The organism is Bradyrhizobium mercantei, from assembly GCF_001982635.1.
Taxonomy (GTDB): Bacteria; Pseudomonadota; Alphaproteobacteria; order Rhizobiales; family Xanthobacteraceae; genus Bradyrhizobium; species Bradyrhizobium mercantei.
This window is the reverse complement of the sequence record NZ_MKFI01000007.1, coordinates 212,861-226,594: the sequence shown is the minus strand read 5'-3', so window position 1 is coordinate 226,594 and position 13,734 is coordinate 212,861. Positions and strand designations below refer to the sequence as shown.

At 65.7% G+C, this 13,734-nt stretch carries 14 protein-coding genes and 2 pseudogenes; 8 read left to right on the top strand and 8 right to left on the bottom strand.

Annotated elements, in window-relative coordinates; genetic code table 11:
• Positions 1-273 precede the first annotated feature (273 nt).
• The 3 genes from rnk to BI327_RS30875 all read right to left on the bottom strand — a co-directional run bounded on the left by rnk (position 274) and on the right by BI327_RS30875 (position 2,058).
• Entirely contained in the window at positions 274-693 is a 420-nt protein-coding gene (gene rnk / locus BI327_RS30885) for a nucleoside diphosphate kinase regulator (RefSeq protein WP_076865042.1), read from the bottom strand.
• 271 nt (positions 694-964) lie between these two features.
• Complete coding sequence (locus tag BI327_RS30880; RefSeq protein ID WP_076865041.1) at positions 965-1,495, bottom strand: chromate transporter; 531 nt, start codon at positions 1,493-1,495, stop codon at positions 965-967.
• Complete coding sequence (locus BI327_RS30875; RefSeq protein ID WP_076865040.1) at positions 1,492-2,058, bottom strand: chromate transporter; 567 nt, start codon at positions 2,056-2,058, stop codon at positions 1,492-1,494. The genes BI327_RS30880 and BI327_RS30875 overlap by 4 nt, the downstream gene beginning before the upstream one ends.
• Positions 2,059-2,175: 117 nt before the next feature.
• On the opposite strand from BI327_RS30875, the gene BI327_RS30870 reads away from it, so the two are divergent.
• Both BI327_RS30870 and BI327_RS30865 read left to right on the top strand, forming a co-directional pair.
• Positions 2,176-3,090, top strand: coding sequence for a LysR family transcriptional regulator (locus BI327_RS30870; RefSeq protein ID WP_394329902.1), 915 nt, complete (start codon positions 2,176-2,178; stop codon positions 3,088-3,090).
• 182 nt (positions 3,091-3,272) lie between these two features.
• The gene (locus tag BI327_RS30865) at positions 3,273-3,821 is read left to right on the top strand and encodes a carboxymuconolactone decarboxylase family protein (protein WP_076865038.1); all 549 of its coding nucleotides are present in this window, start codon (positions 3,273-3,275) and stop codon (positions 3,819-3,821) included.
• Between the two features lie 45 nt (positions 3,822-3,866).
• Here the strand turns inward: BI327_RS30865 and BI327_RS30860 are convergent.
• The 3 genes and pseudogenes from BI327_RS30860 to BI327_RS30850 form a co-directional block, all read right to left on the bottom strand.
• Positions 3,867-4,031, bottom strand: a pseudogene (locus BI327_RS30860) (transposase); the annotation flags it as partial.
• Between the two features lie 110 nt (positions 4,032-4,141).
• Positions 4,142-4,315 (bottom strand): annotated as a pseudogene (locus tag BI327_RS43315) (DapH/DapD/GlmU-related protein); the annotation flags it as partial.
• A gap of 417 nt (positions 4,316-4,732) precedes the next feature.
• Positions 4,733-5,728, bottom strand: coding sequence for a GlxA family transcriptional regulator (locus BI327_RS30850; RefSeq protein ID WP_076865482.1), 996 nt, complete (start codon positions 5,726-5,728; stop codon positions 4,733-4,735).
• Between the two features lie 64 nt (positions 5,729-5,792).
• On the opposite strand from BI327_RS30850, the gene BI327_RS30845 reads away from it, so the two are divergent.
• Positions 5,793-6,518: a DJ-1/PfpI family protein gene (locus tag BI327_RS30845; protein WP_076865037.1), complete on the top strand. Its 726-nt coding sequence runs from the start codon at positions 5,793-5,795 to the stop codon at positions 6,516-6,518.
• 97 nt (positions 6,519-6,615) lie between these two features.
• On the opposite strand, the gene BI327_RS30840 is transcribed toward BI327_RS30845, so the two are convergent.
• On the bottom strand, positions 6,616-7,113 hold the full coding sequence (locus BI327_RS30840; protein ID WP_394329897.1) for a hypothetical protein: 498 nt from the start codon (positions 7,111-7,113) through the stop codon (positions 6,616-6,618).
• A 227-nt stretch (positions 7,114-7,340) separates the two neighbouring features.
• Between BI327_RS30840 and BI327_RS30835 the strand changes: the two genes are divergently transcribed.
• The 5 genes from BI327_RS30835 (at position 7,341) to BI327_RS30815 (ending at position 13,274) form a co-directional block, all read left to right on the top strand.
• Positions 7,341-8,405: an amidohydrolase family protein gene (locus BI327_RS30835; protein ID WP_076865035.1), complete on the top strand. Its 1,065-nt coding sequence runs from the start codon at positions 7,341-7,343 to the stop codon at positions 8,403-8,405.
• Positions 8,406-8,607: 202 nt separating this feature from the next.
• Positions 8,608-9,720, top strand: coding sequence for an amidohydrolase family protein (locus BI327_RS30830; RefSeq protein ID WP_076865481.1), 1,113 nt, complete (start codon positions 8,608-8,610; stop codon positions 9,718-9,720).
• Between the two features lie 224 nt (positions 9,721-9,944).
• A complete protein-coding gene (locus tag BI327_RS30825) occupies positions 9,945-10,358 on the top strand; it encodes a Rieske (2Fe-2S) protein (protein ID WP_076865034.1) in 414 nt (137 codons plus the stop codon).
• A 161-nt stretch (positions 10,359-10,519) separates the two neighbouring features.
• A complete protein-coding gene (locus BI327_RS30820; protein WP_076865033.1) occupies positions 10,520-11,137 on the top strand; it encodes a glutathione S-transferase family protein in 618 nt (205 codons plus the stop codon).
• A 61-nt stretch (positions 11,138-11,198) separates the two neighbouring features.
• The gene (locus BI327_RS30815; RefSeq protein WP_076865032.1) at positions 11,199-13,274 is read left to right on the top strand and encodes an FAD-binding oxidoreductase; all 2,076 of its coding nucleotides are present in this window, start codon (positions 11,199-11,201) and stop codon (positions 13,272-13,274) included.
• Between the two features lie 34 nt (positions 13,275-13,308).
• On the opposite strand, the gene BI327_RS30810 is transcribed toward BI327_RS30815, so the two are convergent.
• Positions 13,309-13,644 (bottom strand): hypothetical protein, encoded by a 336-nt coding sequence (locus BI327_RS30810; RefSeq protein WP_089025643.1) that lies wholly within the window; start codon positions 13,642-13,644, stop codon positions 13,309-13,311.
• Positions 13,645-13,734 lie beyond the last annotated feature (90 nt).

Genomic DNA, 13,734 nt, shown 5'->3' with positions numbered 1-13,734 from the left:
CGCATAGCGCACGCATATCGCGACCTACTTTCGTGAGGTGAGCAAACTCGTCAGGCTCCCTCCCCCCTTGCGGGGGAGGGTGGGGAGAGGGGTGGCTCCGGGCGAGATGATGGATCTGTGTGCCCGCTATCGCAACGCTGGTCGCGTCCTTCAAATTGAAAGAGTTCGCCGTGTGACACCCCTCTCCCCAACCCTCCCCCGCAAGGGGGGAGGGAGCCCGTCCGCTGGTGGCTCCCTTACGCCGTTCGTGTCGAGGATCGCGAGGCCGCGCTGCTAACCCTGATGCGTCACGGCAAGGATCGTCACCGCGCGGGTCTGGTGGCTCGGCGTCTCAAAATCGATCGTCTGTCCCACCGACAATCCGATCAGCGCGGCGCCGACCGGCGTCAGCACCGAGATGCGGCGCAGCGCGATGTCCGCTTCGTGTGGATACACCAGCACGACTTCCCTGACGTCGCCGGTCTCGTCGTCGCGGTAGCGCACGAGCGAGCCCATGCGGACCACGTCATGCAGGTCGGCGTCGTCGGCGACGACCTGCGCCCGGTCGGTCTCGCGCGCGAGGAACTGGGCCACGCGGGGAAACACCGCCATGCTGGAATCGGCCAGCGCGCTGAGGCGATGCGCTTCGCTCGCGGTGATCACGATCGGCGGCAATGCCGGGGCGGCAAAACTGTTCTGAATGTGTCGGGTCATGATGACTTGACCTTGCTGTTGATCGAAGACGCGGCAAATGCCGGCGCGCGGAGGTCTCGCGCGACGCGACGGGCTGAAATGATTTGGGTGATGTCGAGAATCCGGACGGCGCGCGATCGCCGGCCGGCTAATTGCCTGCGTGCAGACGTCCGGCGCGCAAGCCGAGGCGCGCAATTCGGGTGTCGATGCTCAACATGTCGATCATGGCACCATCAACATAGCGGCTCGCGACGCCGCATCCATTGCGGCGAAAGCGCGCATGCGTCGCGCGTCACGGCTGGCCGATGCCGGACAGGCCGAGCACGGCACCGGCGGCGAGCGCGAGCAGCGGATGGATGCGGGTCGTGGTGGTCGCGATCGCGACGCCGGCTGCGATCAGGATGGTGCCCCAGCTCGAGACGGACGTGTGGGTGATGACGATGGCGCTGGCGGCGACGAGGCCGGCGGTGACCGGAACGAGCCCGGCCTGCACGGTCTTCCGCCACGGCCGGTCCTTGAAGCGTTCCCAGAGTTGCAGCGCGAAGCCGGTGACCAGCGACGACGGCCCGAACTTGGCGAGCGAGGTCACCAGCACGCCCGAGAAGCCCGCGACATGCCAGCCGACCAGCGGCACCACCATCATGTTCGGTCCGGGTGCGGCCTGCGCCAGCGCGAACAGCGCGCCGAATTCCTGGGCGCTCATCCAGTGATGGACGTCGACCACCTGGCGCTGCATCTCCGGCAGGATGGTGTTGCCGCCGCCGAAAGCGAGCAGCGAGAGTTCGGCGAAGATCAGTGCGAGCGTGACGAGGGTTGCGGTCATGACGCCTGCCTCGACCTGAGGAAGATGCTGAGCGGCGCCAGCGTCAGCAGCGTCGGCAGCAGCGGCAGCCGCAACACCGCGATCGCCAGCACGCCGAGCGTGACGATCAACAGGCCGACGACATCGCGCCGCAGCGGCCAGGCGATCTTGATCGCGGTGGAGATCAGCAGCCCGGCCGCGGCGGCGGCAAGCCCGCCGAACAGATGGCGCACCACGGGGTCGTTGGCGAATTGGCTGTAGATCACGCCGAGCCCGATCACGACCGCGGTCGGCACCGCGATCAGGCCGAGGATCGACGCCAGCGCGCCGGGAATGCCGCGAAACTTCAAACCGACCGCGACCGACATGTTGATGATGTTGCCGCCGGGCAGGAACTGGCAGAGCCCGAGCAGGTCGGTGAACTCGGCACTGGAGAGCCAGCCGCGCTTCTCCACCATCATGTGGCGCGCCAGCGGCAGCACGCCGCCGAAGCCGGTCAATCCGAGGATGAAGAAACCCGTGAACAGCTCGCCGACATCAGGTGCCTCGTGCTTGGTGGTGAGGGTGGCGGGTGCTGCGTCCATCGCCGCATCGGCTCCGTTTCTTGTCGTGTTCGATCCGAACCTAGTTTGCGATGCTCCAAATATCAAATATATGGATCATGGAATTAGCATATCCATTACATATGGATCGCCCCGATGATCGAGCTGCGCCATCTCCGCTATGCCGTCGCCGTCGCCGAGGAAGGCCACATCACCCGCGCCGCGGCGCGGCTCGGCATCCAGCAGCCGCCGCTGAGCCAGCAGATCCGGGCGCTGGAGGCCGCGATCGGCGCGCCGCTGTTCCGCCGCCAGCCGCGCGGGGTCGAGCTGACCGCCGCCGGCCGCGCCTTCGTCGGCAAGGCGCGCGCGATCCTGCGCGACACCGAGCTTGCCGTGGAAGCCGCGCGCCGCGCCAGCCGCGGCCAGGAGGGCCAGCTTGCGATCGGCTTCACCTCATCGGCCGCCTTCCATCCCTTCGTCACCGGCGTGATGCGTGAAATGCGCGAGCGCGCGCCGGCGATCCGGCTGTCGCTGGAAGAGGCCTCGACAGGCGAATTGATCGAGGCCGTCGAGGCCGACCGGCTCGATGCCGCGTTCGTGCGTTCGCCGAGCGAGCGGCTGGAGAATCTGACGATCACGCACCTGCTCGACGAGGAGATGCTGGTGGCGTTGCCCGATCATCATCCGCGCGCCCGCAAGGACACCCGGCGGCGGATCGCACTGGCCTCGCTCGCCGGCGAGCCGCTGATCCTCTACCGCCGCCCGACCGGGCCGGGCCTCTACGACAGCATCATCGCGGCCTGCCGGGCGGCAGGCTTCAGCCCGAAAGTGGCGCAGGAGGCGACGCGGATGGTCTCGACGCTCAGCCTCGTCGCGGCGGGGCTCGGGATTTCGATCGTGCCGGAATCGATGGCGCGGCTGGAGACCGCGGGCGTCTCCTATCTCCGCCTCGATCGCGCCGCGGGCCTGGTCGCACCGCTCGCACTGGCGCGCAAAAAGGGTCCCGCCGGCGGCACGCTCGGCCGCCTGCTCGGCATCGTGACGCGGCGGGTGAAGGACCGCGCCGGGGGGTGATGGAATTTTGGGCGAACAGCCCGGCCGCCGCCGGTGGCGCGGAATGTGGGGAGTTTGGCGAACGCGCGCGTCGGCGCGCGGCTAGATAGCCTGCATCGAACCCGGTCGCCCGCGCCTCGATCGCAACAGCTCTGTTGCGTCCGCGGCCACCGGTTCAATCACCACAGTGAAAGGCAGTTCCAATGGCACGTTTTCCTGTCCATACGCTCGACTCCGCCCCTGAAGCTTCAAAGCAGACTCTGCGCGAGGTGGAGGCGCGGTTCGGCATGATCCCGAACCTTGCGGCGACGATGGCGACGTCACCGGTGCTGATCCAGAGCTTCATCGGCATCTTCGACAAGGTGCACGGCGGCAGCTTCACCGAGCAGCAGATCCAGACCGTGCTGCTCACCGACGCGGTGACCAATCGCTGCACCTGGGCGGTCGCGCTGCATTCCGCGCTCGGCCTGCAGGCGGGCCTCGATCCGGCCGATGTCGACGCGATGCGGGCCGGCCGCTCGCCCGCGAACGAGCAACTCGGCGCACTCTCGATGCTGGCGAGGACGCTGATCGAGAAGCGCGGCCGGCTCGACGAAGAGGATGTCGAGCGCTTCCTGGCGGCCGGGTTCTACAAGGACCTCGTGCTTGAAGTGATCACCATCGTGGCGGCGTCGACCATCACGAATTACACCGGCAGCGTGACCAATCCGCCGCTGGAGGCAGGGTTGCAGGAGCATGCCTGGAATGGGTGAACATCAACACTGCACGCCGGCCATCGGCCGGCGTGCGCCTTCCTTCTAGGTCGTAGACTCATAGGCGCGCAGCCAGAGCCGCATTGAAGCGAGCTGGACCATGGCGAGGAAGTTGCCGGCGAGTTTGTCGTAGCGTGTGGCAACGCGACGAAAGTGCTTGAGCTTGGAGAAGAAGCGCTCGACCAGGTTCCGCTCGCGATAGAGACGCTTGCTGAAGCAAGGCTTCTCCAGAGCTGAATTGCCCAGGCGCTAACCGTGCGAATGACCCGCGACGGATTACCTCCCGTAAGCGTATTCGGGGGCACGTCCTTAGTAACTACCGAGCCTGCAGCGACGACTGAGTTCTCGCCGACGGTAACCCCGCCGATGATCGTTGCGCCGGCTGCAATCCAGACGTTCCTCTCAATCACGATGGGCTTCGCCGCAACGGACCGGCGTTGGGAAGGGTCGAGCGGATGGCCTGACGTGATGATGCTCACGTTCGGTCCAATCATCACGTCGTCCGCTATGGTGATTCCACCGAGGTCATACAGTGTGCAGTTCTGATTGATGAAGACGTTGCGCCCGACGCGGGTTTCGTTCCCACCTGTCGCGTAGAATGGTGGGATCAATAAGAAGCGATCATCGACTTTCTTGCCGATAAGCTCGCTGAACAAGGCCCGGACTTCGTCCGCATCGTCGAACGTCAAGCGATTGATCTTGGCCGTTATCGCCATTGCCCGCTTGGTCTCCGCTACCATCGCTGCGGATTCTGGCGTCCGCCTGTGAACGATCCTGACATCATCCTGATACGACATTCGCGGTTTCCTTTGGCAGCAGAACCGATTCACTCCGCTGCTTCATTGGCAACGCTACAATACAGGATGATCGCTTTCTACCATCGCGTCATTTCTGCCTTATGGGTTCACAACCTAGCCCGCAAATCTGGCGCGGTAGTCCTGCGGCGTGGTCGACAGCAAGCGCAGGAAGCTGCGGCGCATGGTCTCCTCGGTTCCGAAACCGCAGCGCTGTGAGATCCGCTTGATCGGCAGCCGCGTCTCCGAGAGCAGGTGCCGTGCGCCCTCGACCCTGAGCCGCTCGATCGCGCGCGCCGGCGTCAGCCCGGTTGCTTCGGCATAATGCCGGCTGAAGCTGCGCTCGCTCATGCCGGCCTGCTTTGCCAGCGTCGGAAGCGAGAGGTCGTCGGCCAGATGGCTGCTGATCCAGTCATGCAGCGCGCTGAACCTGTCGTCGGTTGCCTGCAGCGACAGGATCTCGCTGAATTGCGCTTGCCCGCCCGGCCGCTTGAAGAACACCACGAGATAGCGGGCGACGGCTAGCGCCGCAGCACGGCCGAGATCCTCCTCCAGCAGCGCCAATGCGAGATCGATGCCGGAGGTGACGCCGGCCGAGGTCCAGATCGATCCGTCGCGCACGAAGATCGGATCGGACTCGACGCGGACATCGGGAAAGCGCTCGGCGAGCTCCTCCCAAAATCCCCAATGGGTGACGGCGCGACGGCCATCGAGGGCGCCCGATGCGGCGAGCAGGAACGCGCCGGTGCAGACCGATGCGGTGCGGCGCGCGTCACCCGCACGTCCGCGCACCCAGTCGACCAGGACGTCATCTTCCGCCGCGGCATTGACGCCGTCGCCGCCCGGAATGATCAGCGTGTCGACCGCGCTGCCGATCGCGGGCAATGGATTGACCGCGAGCCCGACGCCGGCCGATGCCTGGATCGTCGGGCCGTCCTTGGCGACGACGCGGACCTCGTAGGGCTCCGCGTTGCCGGCCTTGGCCATCAGTGCATTGGCGGACGCGAACACCTGCAACGGTCCCGTGACGTCGAGCAACTGCACCGCCGGATAGGCCAGCACTTCGATCAGGCGGCGGCGATTTGGCGGAGAACGTGGGGGCTTTGGCGTCATCGCCGAAACGTGCCGCGCTAGATTCGCTTTGTCCATAGCGCAACGAAACCTCAAGGGAAATTCGATGATTGCTCATGATGTCCACTTACGGATCGGATCGCTGCTGTTCGAAGGCGTCGATCAAATCGACTTGACCGGTCCATTCGAAGTGCTGTCGCGGATTCCGAATTCGACCTACCGCATCTACGGCAAGACCATGGAGCCGGTGCGCGACATCAAGGGATTGCGACTGACGCCGGACGCCACGCTGGCCGAGGCGCCGCCGCTCGATGTGCTGCATGTGCCGGGCGGCTTCGGTCAGGAGGCGCTGATGGAGGATGCCGAGGTGCTCGGCTGGATCAACCGGCAAGCGGCGGGCGCGTGCCGCATCTTCTCGGTCTGTACCGGCGCCCTGATCTGCGGCGCGGCCGGCCTGTTGAAGGGGCGCAGGGCAACGACGCATTGGGCGTCGTTTCATCTGCTGCCGTTCTTCGGCGCCACACCCGTCGACGCGCGCGTGGTGGTCGACGGAAGCTATGTCTTTGCCGCCGGTGTCACCGCCGGCATCGACGGTGCATTGCGGCTCGCCGCCGAACTGCGCGGCGACGATGCCGCGCGGGCGATCCAGCTCTATATGGTGTATGCGCCGGAGCCGCCGTTCAACAGCGGCACGCCGGAGACCGCGCCGCCCGAAATCCTGCAGCGGACGCGCGAGGTGACGCGCGCGATCACGGCGCAACGGGAAGCGACTGCGCGCCGCGTGGCTGCGAGGCTGGGCGTCGCCGTGCGGGAGATCGAGCGCGCGGGCTAAATTGCGATGAGATCGGGTTGAATCGTCATCGCGCTTTAGAGTCTCGTTTGCGCATGATCTTCTCGGAAAACCGCTTCGCACTTTTCCGGATCATGCGTTAGTTGCCCGGCTCGAAGCCGCAGTCGGCGCCGCCGCCGGCCTTGTCCTCGATCACCTTGGGGTCGAGCGTGCAGGACAGTTTCGACAGCGCCTCGTAGATCGTACCGGCGGCGCCGTCGCCGGGCACGCCGGCCAGCGCCACGGTGGCGTAGATCGCGTTGGCTGTGCTGCCCTTCACGGTGCGCGTCTTGCTGCCGAAGCTCAGCTCGCAGGAGCGCGAGGTGATGTCGACATTGCTGGCGCGGCAGACGACCTTGTCTGCGATGACGGTGATCTTTTTGGTGATGGGGACATGGCTGTCACCGTTGAAGAACGCGGCAACCGCCTTCTTCTCCTTGGCCGGCAATTGCGAATAGGGCGCCACCACGCCGGCGAGCGCCAGCGCGACCGAGCCCGAAATGGTCGCAGGCGCGGCCGACGCGGCCGATGCGGCCAGCGACAATGAACATGCGAGGATCGTCAATCGGGCCAGTGCCATTCCCATTCCCAGTCTCATTCCCATCTCCTGTCCCGCGCTTTCCGCGGCGCGGGATCGCTAGCATGCCTCGCCGCCCGAACGGGTGACGCCGTTCACACGCGGCCCCGCAACTTCGCGTGAGGGCGGCTGCGCGGACAGGGCAGCCCCGCGTGGACCCGCTTGCACGATCGCGCCATCGGCGGCACAGTCCGTTTCGCGGCAGCACAGCCGCCAACAATGAAGACAAAGACAATCCGAGGAACGCCATGGCGGCCACGCGCATCGACTGCGACATCCATCCCGCGGTGGGGGGAACGCGCACCACGCTGCTGCCTTATCTGAGCGATCACTGGAAGGAACAGGTCGTCAGCCGCGCGATCGACGGGCTCGACCTCAATTCCTATCCGCCGTCGATGCCGCTGTCCGGCCGCGCCGACTGGCGGCCCGCCGACGGCAGCAAGCCCGGCAGCGACCTTGCCATGGTGCAGCGCGGCGCGTTCGACCAGCTCGGCGCCAGCCACGCGATCTGCAATGTCGTCTATGGCGCGCAGGCGGTGTTCGATTCCTACATGGCCGCGGACTTCTGCAAGGCGATCAACGACTGGATCGCCGCCGAGTGGCTCGCCAAGGACACGCGGCTGCGCGCCTCGATCGTGGTGCCGATCCAGGCGCCGGATCTCGCCGTCGAGGAGATCGAGCGCCGCGCCGGCGACAACCGCTTCGTCTCGGTGCTGGTGCCCTCGCAAAACGAGACGCTGCTCGGGCGGCGGCACTACTGGCCGATCTATCAGGCCGCTGAGAAGCACAGACTGCCGATCGCGATCCACGCCGGCAGCGCCTATCGCGGCGCGCCGAGCTCGATCGGCTGGCCGTCCTATCGCTACGAATATTATCTCGCCGAAGCACAGGCGTTCCAGGCGCAGACCTTGAGCCTGATCTATGAGGGCGTGTTCGGGAAATATCCCGGATTGACCGTGGTGCTGATGGAATCAGGCGTCAGCTGGCTGCCGGCCTTCATGTGGCGTGCCAACAAGACCTGGCGCGGCGTCCGCGTCGAGGTGCCTTGGGTGGAACGCGAGCCGGCCGCGATCATCCGCGAGCATTTCCGCGTCACCATGCAGCCGTTCGATGCGCCGGTGGATGCAACCAGTGTTGCCGACATCATCGACCAGATCGGCTCCGACAAGATGTTCCTGTTCGCGTCAGACTATCCGCACTGGCAGTTCGACGGCGACGATCCGATCCCGCCGCATCTGCCTGCGAGCCTTGTGAAGCGGATGAGCGAGGACAATCCGCTAGAGACGTTCCCGCGCCTGAAGCTCAATGCTTGATCATGACGAAGCTCGACATCACATCGGCAGCGCCACACCTCTCCCCACCGGGGAGAGGTCGGCGCGCAGCGCCGGGTGAGGGGGCGCAAGTCTCGCGAGGGACCGCAAGGCCCTCACCCGGATTGCATCTGGTGATGCAATCCGACCTCTCCCCGATGGGGAGAGGTGACGGCCACACCGGCTCAATTCAATGGAGGATCGCATGAGTGACGTCATCGACCGCCCGATGCTCGACCAGGAGAAGACCGCCGCGACCCGGCTCAAGATCATCGATTGCGACATCCATCCGAGCATTCATTCGCACAGCGACCTCAACGAATTCCTGCCGAAGCGCTGGCAGCAGCATCTCAAGGAATACGGCAGCCATCTGCGCACGCCCTATATCGGCACCACGCCGTATCCGCGCTCCTCGCCCTTGATCGCGCGGCGCGATGCCTGGCCGCCGACCGGCGGCGTGCCCGGCTCCGATCTCGATTTCATGCGCAAGCAGCATCTCGATCCCTTTGATGTCGAGTTCGGCATCTTGCAGGTGCTCGACCTCTTCATCTTCTCGCAGCAGAACCTGGAATTCGGTGCCGCGATCCAGCGCGCGATCAACGACTGGCAGCTGGCATTCTGGGCGCATCGCGATCCCAGGCTGAAGGCCTCGATCCTGGTCGGGCAGGACGGCTCCGACCTCGGCCTCGCCGAGATCGAGCGCTGCGCGAAATCAGGCGAATACATCCAGATCAACGTCTCGCCGCGCGCCAACGAGCCGCTCGGCCGCCGCCGCTACTGGCCGATCTATGAACGAGCGCAAGAACTCGATCTGCCGCTCGGCATCCATGTCGGCGGCTATGGCGGGCATGCGCCGACCGGCGGCGGCTGGCCGTCCTATTATTGCGAGGAGCATCAGTCGAACGCGCACACGGTGGCCTCGAACCTCACGAGCCTAGTGCTGGAGGGCGTGCCCGAGCGCTTCCCGAAACTGAAGATCGTGTTCATCGAGGGCGGCTTCGGCTGGATCCCCGCGACGATGTGGCGGATGGACCAGCACTTCGAGCGCTTCCGCAGTGAGGTGCCGCATCTGAAGCGCAGGCCGAGCGAATATGTGAAAGAGCATTTCTGGTTCACGACCCAGCCGATCGACGAGCCGGATGAAGCCAAGCATCTGCGTCAGCTGATCGAATGGGTCGGCATCGATCGGCTGTTGTTCTCGTCGGATTATCCGCACTGGGACTATGACGACGCGCGCTACGCCTTCAAGACGCCGCTGACGGAAGCCGAGCGGCGCAAGATCTTCAACAGCAACGCCCGCGCGGTCTATAAATTCTAGGATCGAGATGACTTCACTTCTAACCGAGCAGCGGTCTCCGCTTCACCTCGCCCCGCCTGCGGGAGAGGTCGGAACGCATCGCCAGATGCGTTCCGGGTGAAGGGGAGTCTCCACGAATGCAGCTATCACCGTATGTGCGGAGACGGCCCCTCACCCCAACCCTCTCCCCGTAAGAACGGGGCGAGGGAGCGCACCGCCGTTGCGGTCAATACGCTAGGATTCCGATGACCCGTCACATCGTCGCGCGCACCAGCGAGATTCCAGCCGGCGGCAACAAGGTGTTCGGCCTCGAGGGCCGCGACATCGTCGTGTTCCACGTCAATGGCGAGTTCTTCGCGCTGCTCAATCGCTGTCCGCATGAGGGCGCGCCGCTGGAGAAGGCGGCCTGCGTCGCGCGCCTGACCTCGCCGGAGCCCGGCGTCTATCAGCGCGACCGCGTCGGCGAGATGCTGCGCTGTCCGTGGCACGGCTGGGAATTCGACATGCGCAACGGCCAGTCGTGGTTCGATCCGAACCGGTTCAGGATCCGCTCCTATCCGGTCGCGGTGGAAAGCGGCGCGGAGTTGCAGAAGGGGCCGTATGTCGCCGAGACCTTCCCGGTGCACATCGAGGACAATTACGTGATCGTCGAGGTTTGACGGACGCGCGTTCGTTCATCTCCGCCACGGCCGTGACGTGCCAATAATTGCGATATATGCAATAATGAAGTTCAGGCGGCGGGAATTATAATAATCGCTGCAATGCGCCATCTTGAGGTCGCGGTCGGGATCAGCCCGTCCACGACATCAGGAACGGCACCATGAAGCTCTATCATTTTGCTCTCTCCGGCCATGCGCATCGCGCCCGGCTGTTCATGTCCCTGCTCGGCATCCCGCACCAACTGATCGACGTCGACCTCAAGTCCGCCGCGCAGAAGACGCCGGAATTCCTCGCGCTCAATCCGTTCGGCCAGGTGCCGGTGCTCGACGATGACGGCACCATCATTTCCGACTCCAACGCGATCCTGGTCTATCTCGCGACCAAGCTCGGCCGCATCGACTGGCTGCCGCAGGATGCCAAGGGCGCCGCGGCCGTGCAGCGCTGGCTGTCGGTTGCCGCCGGCGATCTCGCGTTCGGTCCCGCCGCGGCGCGGCTCATCACCGTATTCGGCGCGAAGCGCGATTCAGAGGAAGTGATCGCGCGGGCGCATCTGCTGCTGAAGCGGCTCGAGGCCCATCTCGCCGATCGCGATTGGCTGGTCGGCGCGCAGCCGACGATCGCCGATGTCGCACTCTACAGCTACCTGTCGAGCGCGCCCGAAGGCAATGTCGATCTCTCCGCCTATGCGCGCGTCAACGCGTTCCTGCGCCGGATCGAGGCGCTGCCGGGCTTCGTGCCCTTCGCCAAGACCCCCGTGGGTCTGTCGGCGGCTGCGTGACGTAGTGACCGGCGTGCCTCTCGGGCACGCCCGTCCAATCCCGGGAAGGGAGGGCGACGAGATGAGCGACAGGCGAACCAAGAGTAAGCTTCCGACCTGGCACGCCGGCGAGACGGCGATCCAGCAGAAGGCCGGCGTTCTCGAGAAGATGGCGGCCGTCGGCCAGCGCGCGGTGCGCGATTTCATGCCCGACCAGCATCGCGAGTTCTTCGCGCAGATTCCTTTCATCGTCGTCGGCAGCGTCGACCACAGCGGCGACGCGTGGGCCTCGCTGCTGGCCGGCCGGCCCGGCTTCATTGCCTCGCCGACGCCGCGCAGCCTCGAGATCGACGCGCAGCCCGATCCCAGCGATCCCGTCGGCGAAGGCATGCGTGACGGCGACGCCATCGCATTGCTGGGCATAGAATTGCACACGCGGCGTCGCAACCGCGCGAACGGGTTGCTCCGTGCATCGTCGGCCAGGGCGCTCAGCTTCGAACTCGACCAGAGCTTCGGCAACTGCCCGCAATACATCCAGCTGCGGGATTTCGCCTTCGTGCGCGAGCCGGATCAACCGTTCACCGGAGAGATCGAGACGAGCACGGCGCTCGATCAGGCCGCGCGCGACATGATCGCGGCGGCGGATACGTTCTTCGTGGCGTCCTATGCCGAGCGCGAGGATCGTCGCCAGGTCGACGTCTCGCATCGCGGCGGCAGAGCCGGTTTCGTTCGCGTCGCCGACGACGGCACGCTGACGATCCCCGATTTTGCCGGCAACCTGTTCTTCAACACGCTCGGCAACATCCTCGTCAACGGCAAGGCCGGGCTGGCGTTCGTCGATTTCGAAACCGGCGACATGCTGCAACTGACCGGTGATGCCGAGGTCATTCTCGACTCGCCCGAGATCGCGGCATTTCAGGGCGCTGAACGGCTGTGGAGCTTCCGCGCCCGCCGCGTGGTGAGCCGGCGCGGCGCGCTGCCGCTGCGCTGGGCGTTCCGGGCCGAGGGCTGGTCGCCGAATGCGCTGATGACCGGCGACTGGGCGCAGGCCGCAGACCGGATTCGGGCAACCGAGCGCGCCACGCAATGGCGCCCGTTCAAGGTCACGAAGATTGTCGACGAGAGCCGTTCGATCCGCTCGTTCCATCTGCAGCCGGACGACGGGGCAGGGCGGCTGCGACATCAGGCCGGACAGCATCTGCCGATCCGCGTCTCATTGCCCGGGTCCGGCAAGCCGGTCATTCGCACCTACACGCTGTCCGTCGCGCCGTCGGACGGCATGTACCGCATCAGCGTGAAGCGCGACGGCCTGGTGTCGCAGCATCTCCACGACAACGTCCATGTGGGCGACATCATCGAAGCGCGCGCGCCGGCCGGTGGCTTCACCATCGATGCGCGCGAGAAGCGGCCGGCGGTGCTGCTCGCCGGCGGCGTCGGCATCACGCCGATGCTCGCGATGCTGCGCCACGTGGTCTATGAGGGACTGCGTACCCGCGGCATCCGGCCGACATTCCTGTTCCAGGCCGCGCATGCGAAAGCGGACCGCGCGTTCGATGACGAACTGCGGCAACTCGCTGACGCCGCCGGTGGCGCGGTGCGCGTCATCCGCGTGCTCAGTGATGTCGATGGCGCCGAGCAGGGCACCGACTATGACGCCGCGGGACGGATCGACATGGCGCTGCTGTCGCGCCTGCTGCCGTTCAACGACTACGACTTCTATCTGTGCGGGCCACCGCAGTTCACCCAGTCGCTCTATGACGCCCTGCGCGGTTACAACATCGCCGACGGCAGGATTCACACAGAAGCGTTCGGTCCGTCATCGCTGGTACGGAAGCCGGACGTCGCCATGGCTGCACCGCCGCGCCGCCCGCCCGCGACCACGTCGGTGCCGGTTGCCTTCACCGCATCGATGAAGGAAGCGCGCTGGACGCCGGAGTCCGGCACGCTGCTCGAACTGGCGGAAGCGCGTGGCCTCAGCCCCGCGTTCAGCTGCCGGGAAGGCAATTGCGGAAGCTGCCGGACCAGATTGCAGGCGGGTGCGGTCACTTATGTGAAGGAGCCGACTGCCGAGGTGGCGGATGATGAGGTCTTGATCTGCTGTGCGGTGCCGGCGAAGCCGGAGGCGGAGGGCGGCGATCGGATCCAGCTCGATCTCTGATCGCCGGGCTCGCGCCGCGCGCCGATGTGCCTGCTCAGCCCATGCTGCCCGGCATGAAGCAGCGCGGCCTCGGGTGACCGTTCAGGTAATACGGCCAGACCACTGTGTGGCCGGCGCGGTTTGGTCCGGGCACGACGGCCTCATCGGGAACGTCAACCCATTCGCCCTCGAGGCGCACGCGATAATGGCCGTCCTTGGTGTCCCAATCGGCGTCATCGACGCGCTTGGCGTCGCTGCCGTCGCAGCAGGGTCCCTTGCCGCTGTGCAGGCTCTCATACCAGCCGTTGAGTTCGGGATGTTGATGGTCGTGGGCCCGGGCCGGACCGATCGCCGGTATCGATAGCAGGGCGGTAAGCACTGTGAGCGCCATACGCAAACATGATTTGTTCATCTGGTTCCCAGTTCCGGGCGCCCATGTCAGGCCAATCCGGAAATGGTCATCGGGTTCCAAACGTCAATA

Coding starts and splice junctions, on each gene's coding strand:
- BI327_RS30820 (WP_076865033.1), top strand. CDS start 10,520: ATGAAGCTCTATCATTTTGCTCTCTCCGGCCATGCGCATCGCGCCCGG.
- BI327_RS30830 (WP_076865481.1), top strand. CDS start 8,608: ATGAGTGACGTCATCGACCGCCCGATGCTCGACCAGGAGAAGACCGCC.
- BI327_RS30880 (WP_076865041.1), bottom strand. CDS start 1,495: ATGACCGCAACCCTCGTCACGCTCGCACTGATCTTCGCCGAACTCTCG.
- BI327_RS30875 (WP_076865040.1), bottom strand. CDS start 2,058: ATGGACGCAGCACCCGCCACCCTCACCACCAAGCACGAGGCACCTGAT.
- BI327_RS30845 (WP_076865037.1), top strand. CDS start 5,793: ATGATTGCTCATGATGTCCACTTACGGATCGGATCGCTGCTGTTCGAA.
- rnk (WP_076865042.1), bottom strand. CDS start 693: ATGACCCGACACATTCAGAACAGTTTTGCCGCCCCGGCATTGCCGCCG.
- BI327_RS30840 (WP_394329897.1), bottom strand. CDS start 7,113: ATGAGACTGGGAATGGGAATGGCACTGGCCCGATTGACGATCCTCGCA.
- BI327_RS30810 (WP_089025643.1), bottom strand. CDS start 13,644: ATGGCGCTCACAGTGCTTACCGCCCTGCTATCGATACCGGCGATCGGT.
- BI327_RS30815 (WP_076865032.1), top strand. CDS start 11,199: ATGAGCGACAGGCGAACCAAGAGTAAGCTTCCGACCTGGCACGCCGGC.
- BI327_RS30825 (WP_076865034.1), top strand. CDS start 9,945: ATGACCCGTCACATCGTCGCGCGCACCAGCGAGATTCCAGCCGGCGGC.
- BI327_RS30835 (WP_076865035.1), top strand. CDS start 7,341: ATGGCGGCCACGCGCATCGACTGCGACATCCATCCCGCGGTGGGGGGA.
- BI327_RS30850 (WP_076865482.1), bottom strand. CDS start 5,728: ATGACGCCAAAGCCCCCACGTTCTCCGCCAAATCGCCGCCGCCTGATC.
- BI327_RS30865 (WP_076865038.1), top strand. CDS start 3,273: ATGGCACGTTTTCCTGTCCATACGCTCGACTCCGCCCCTGAAGCTTCA.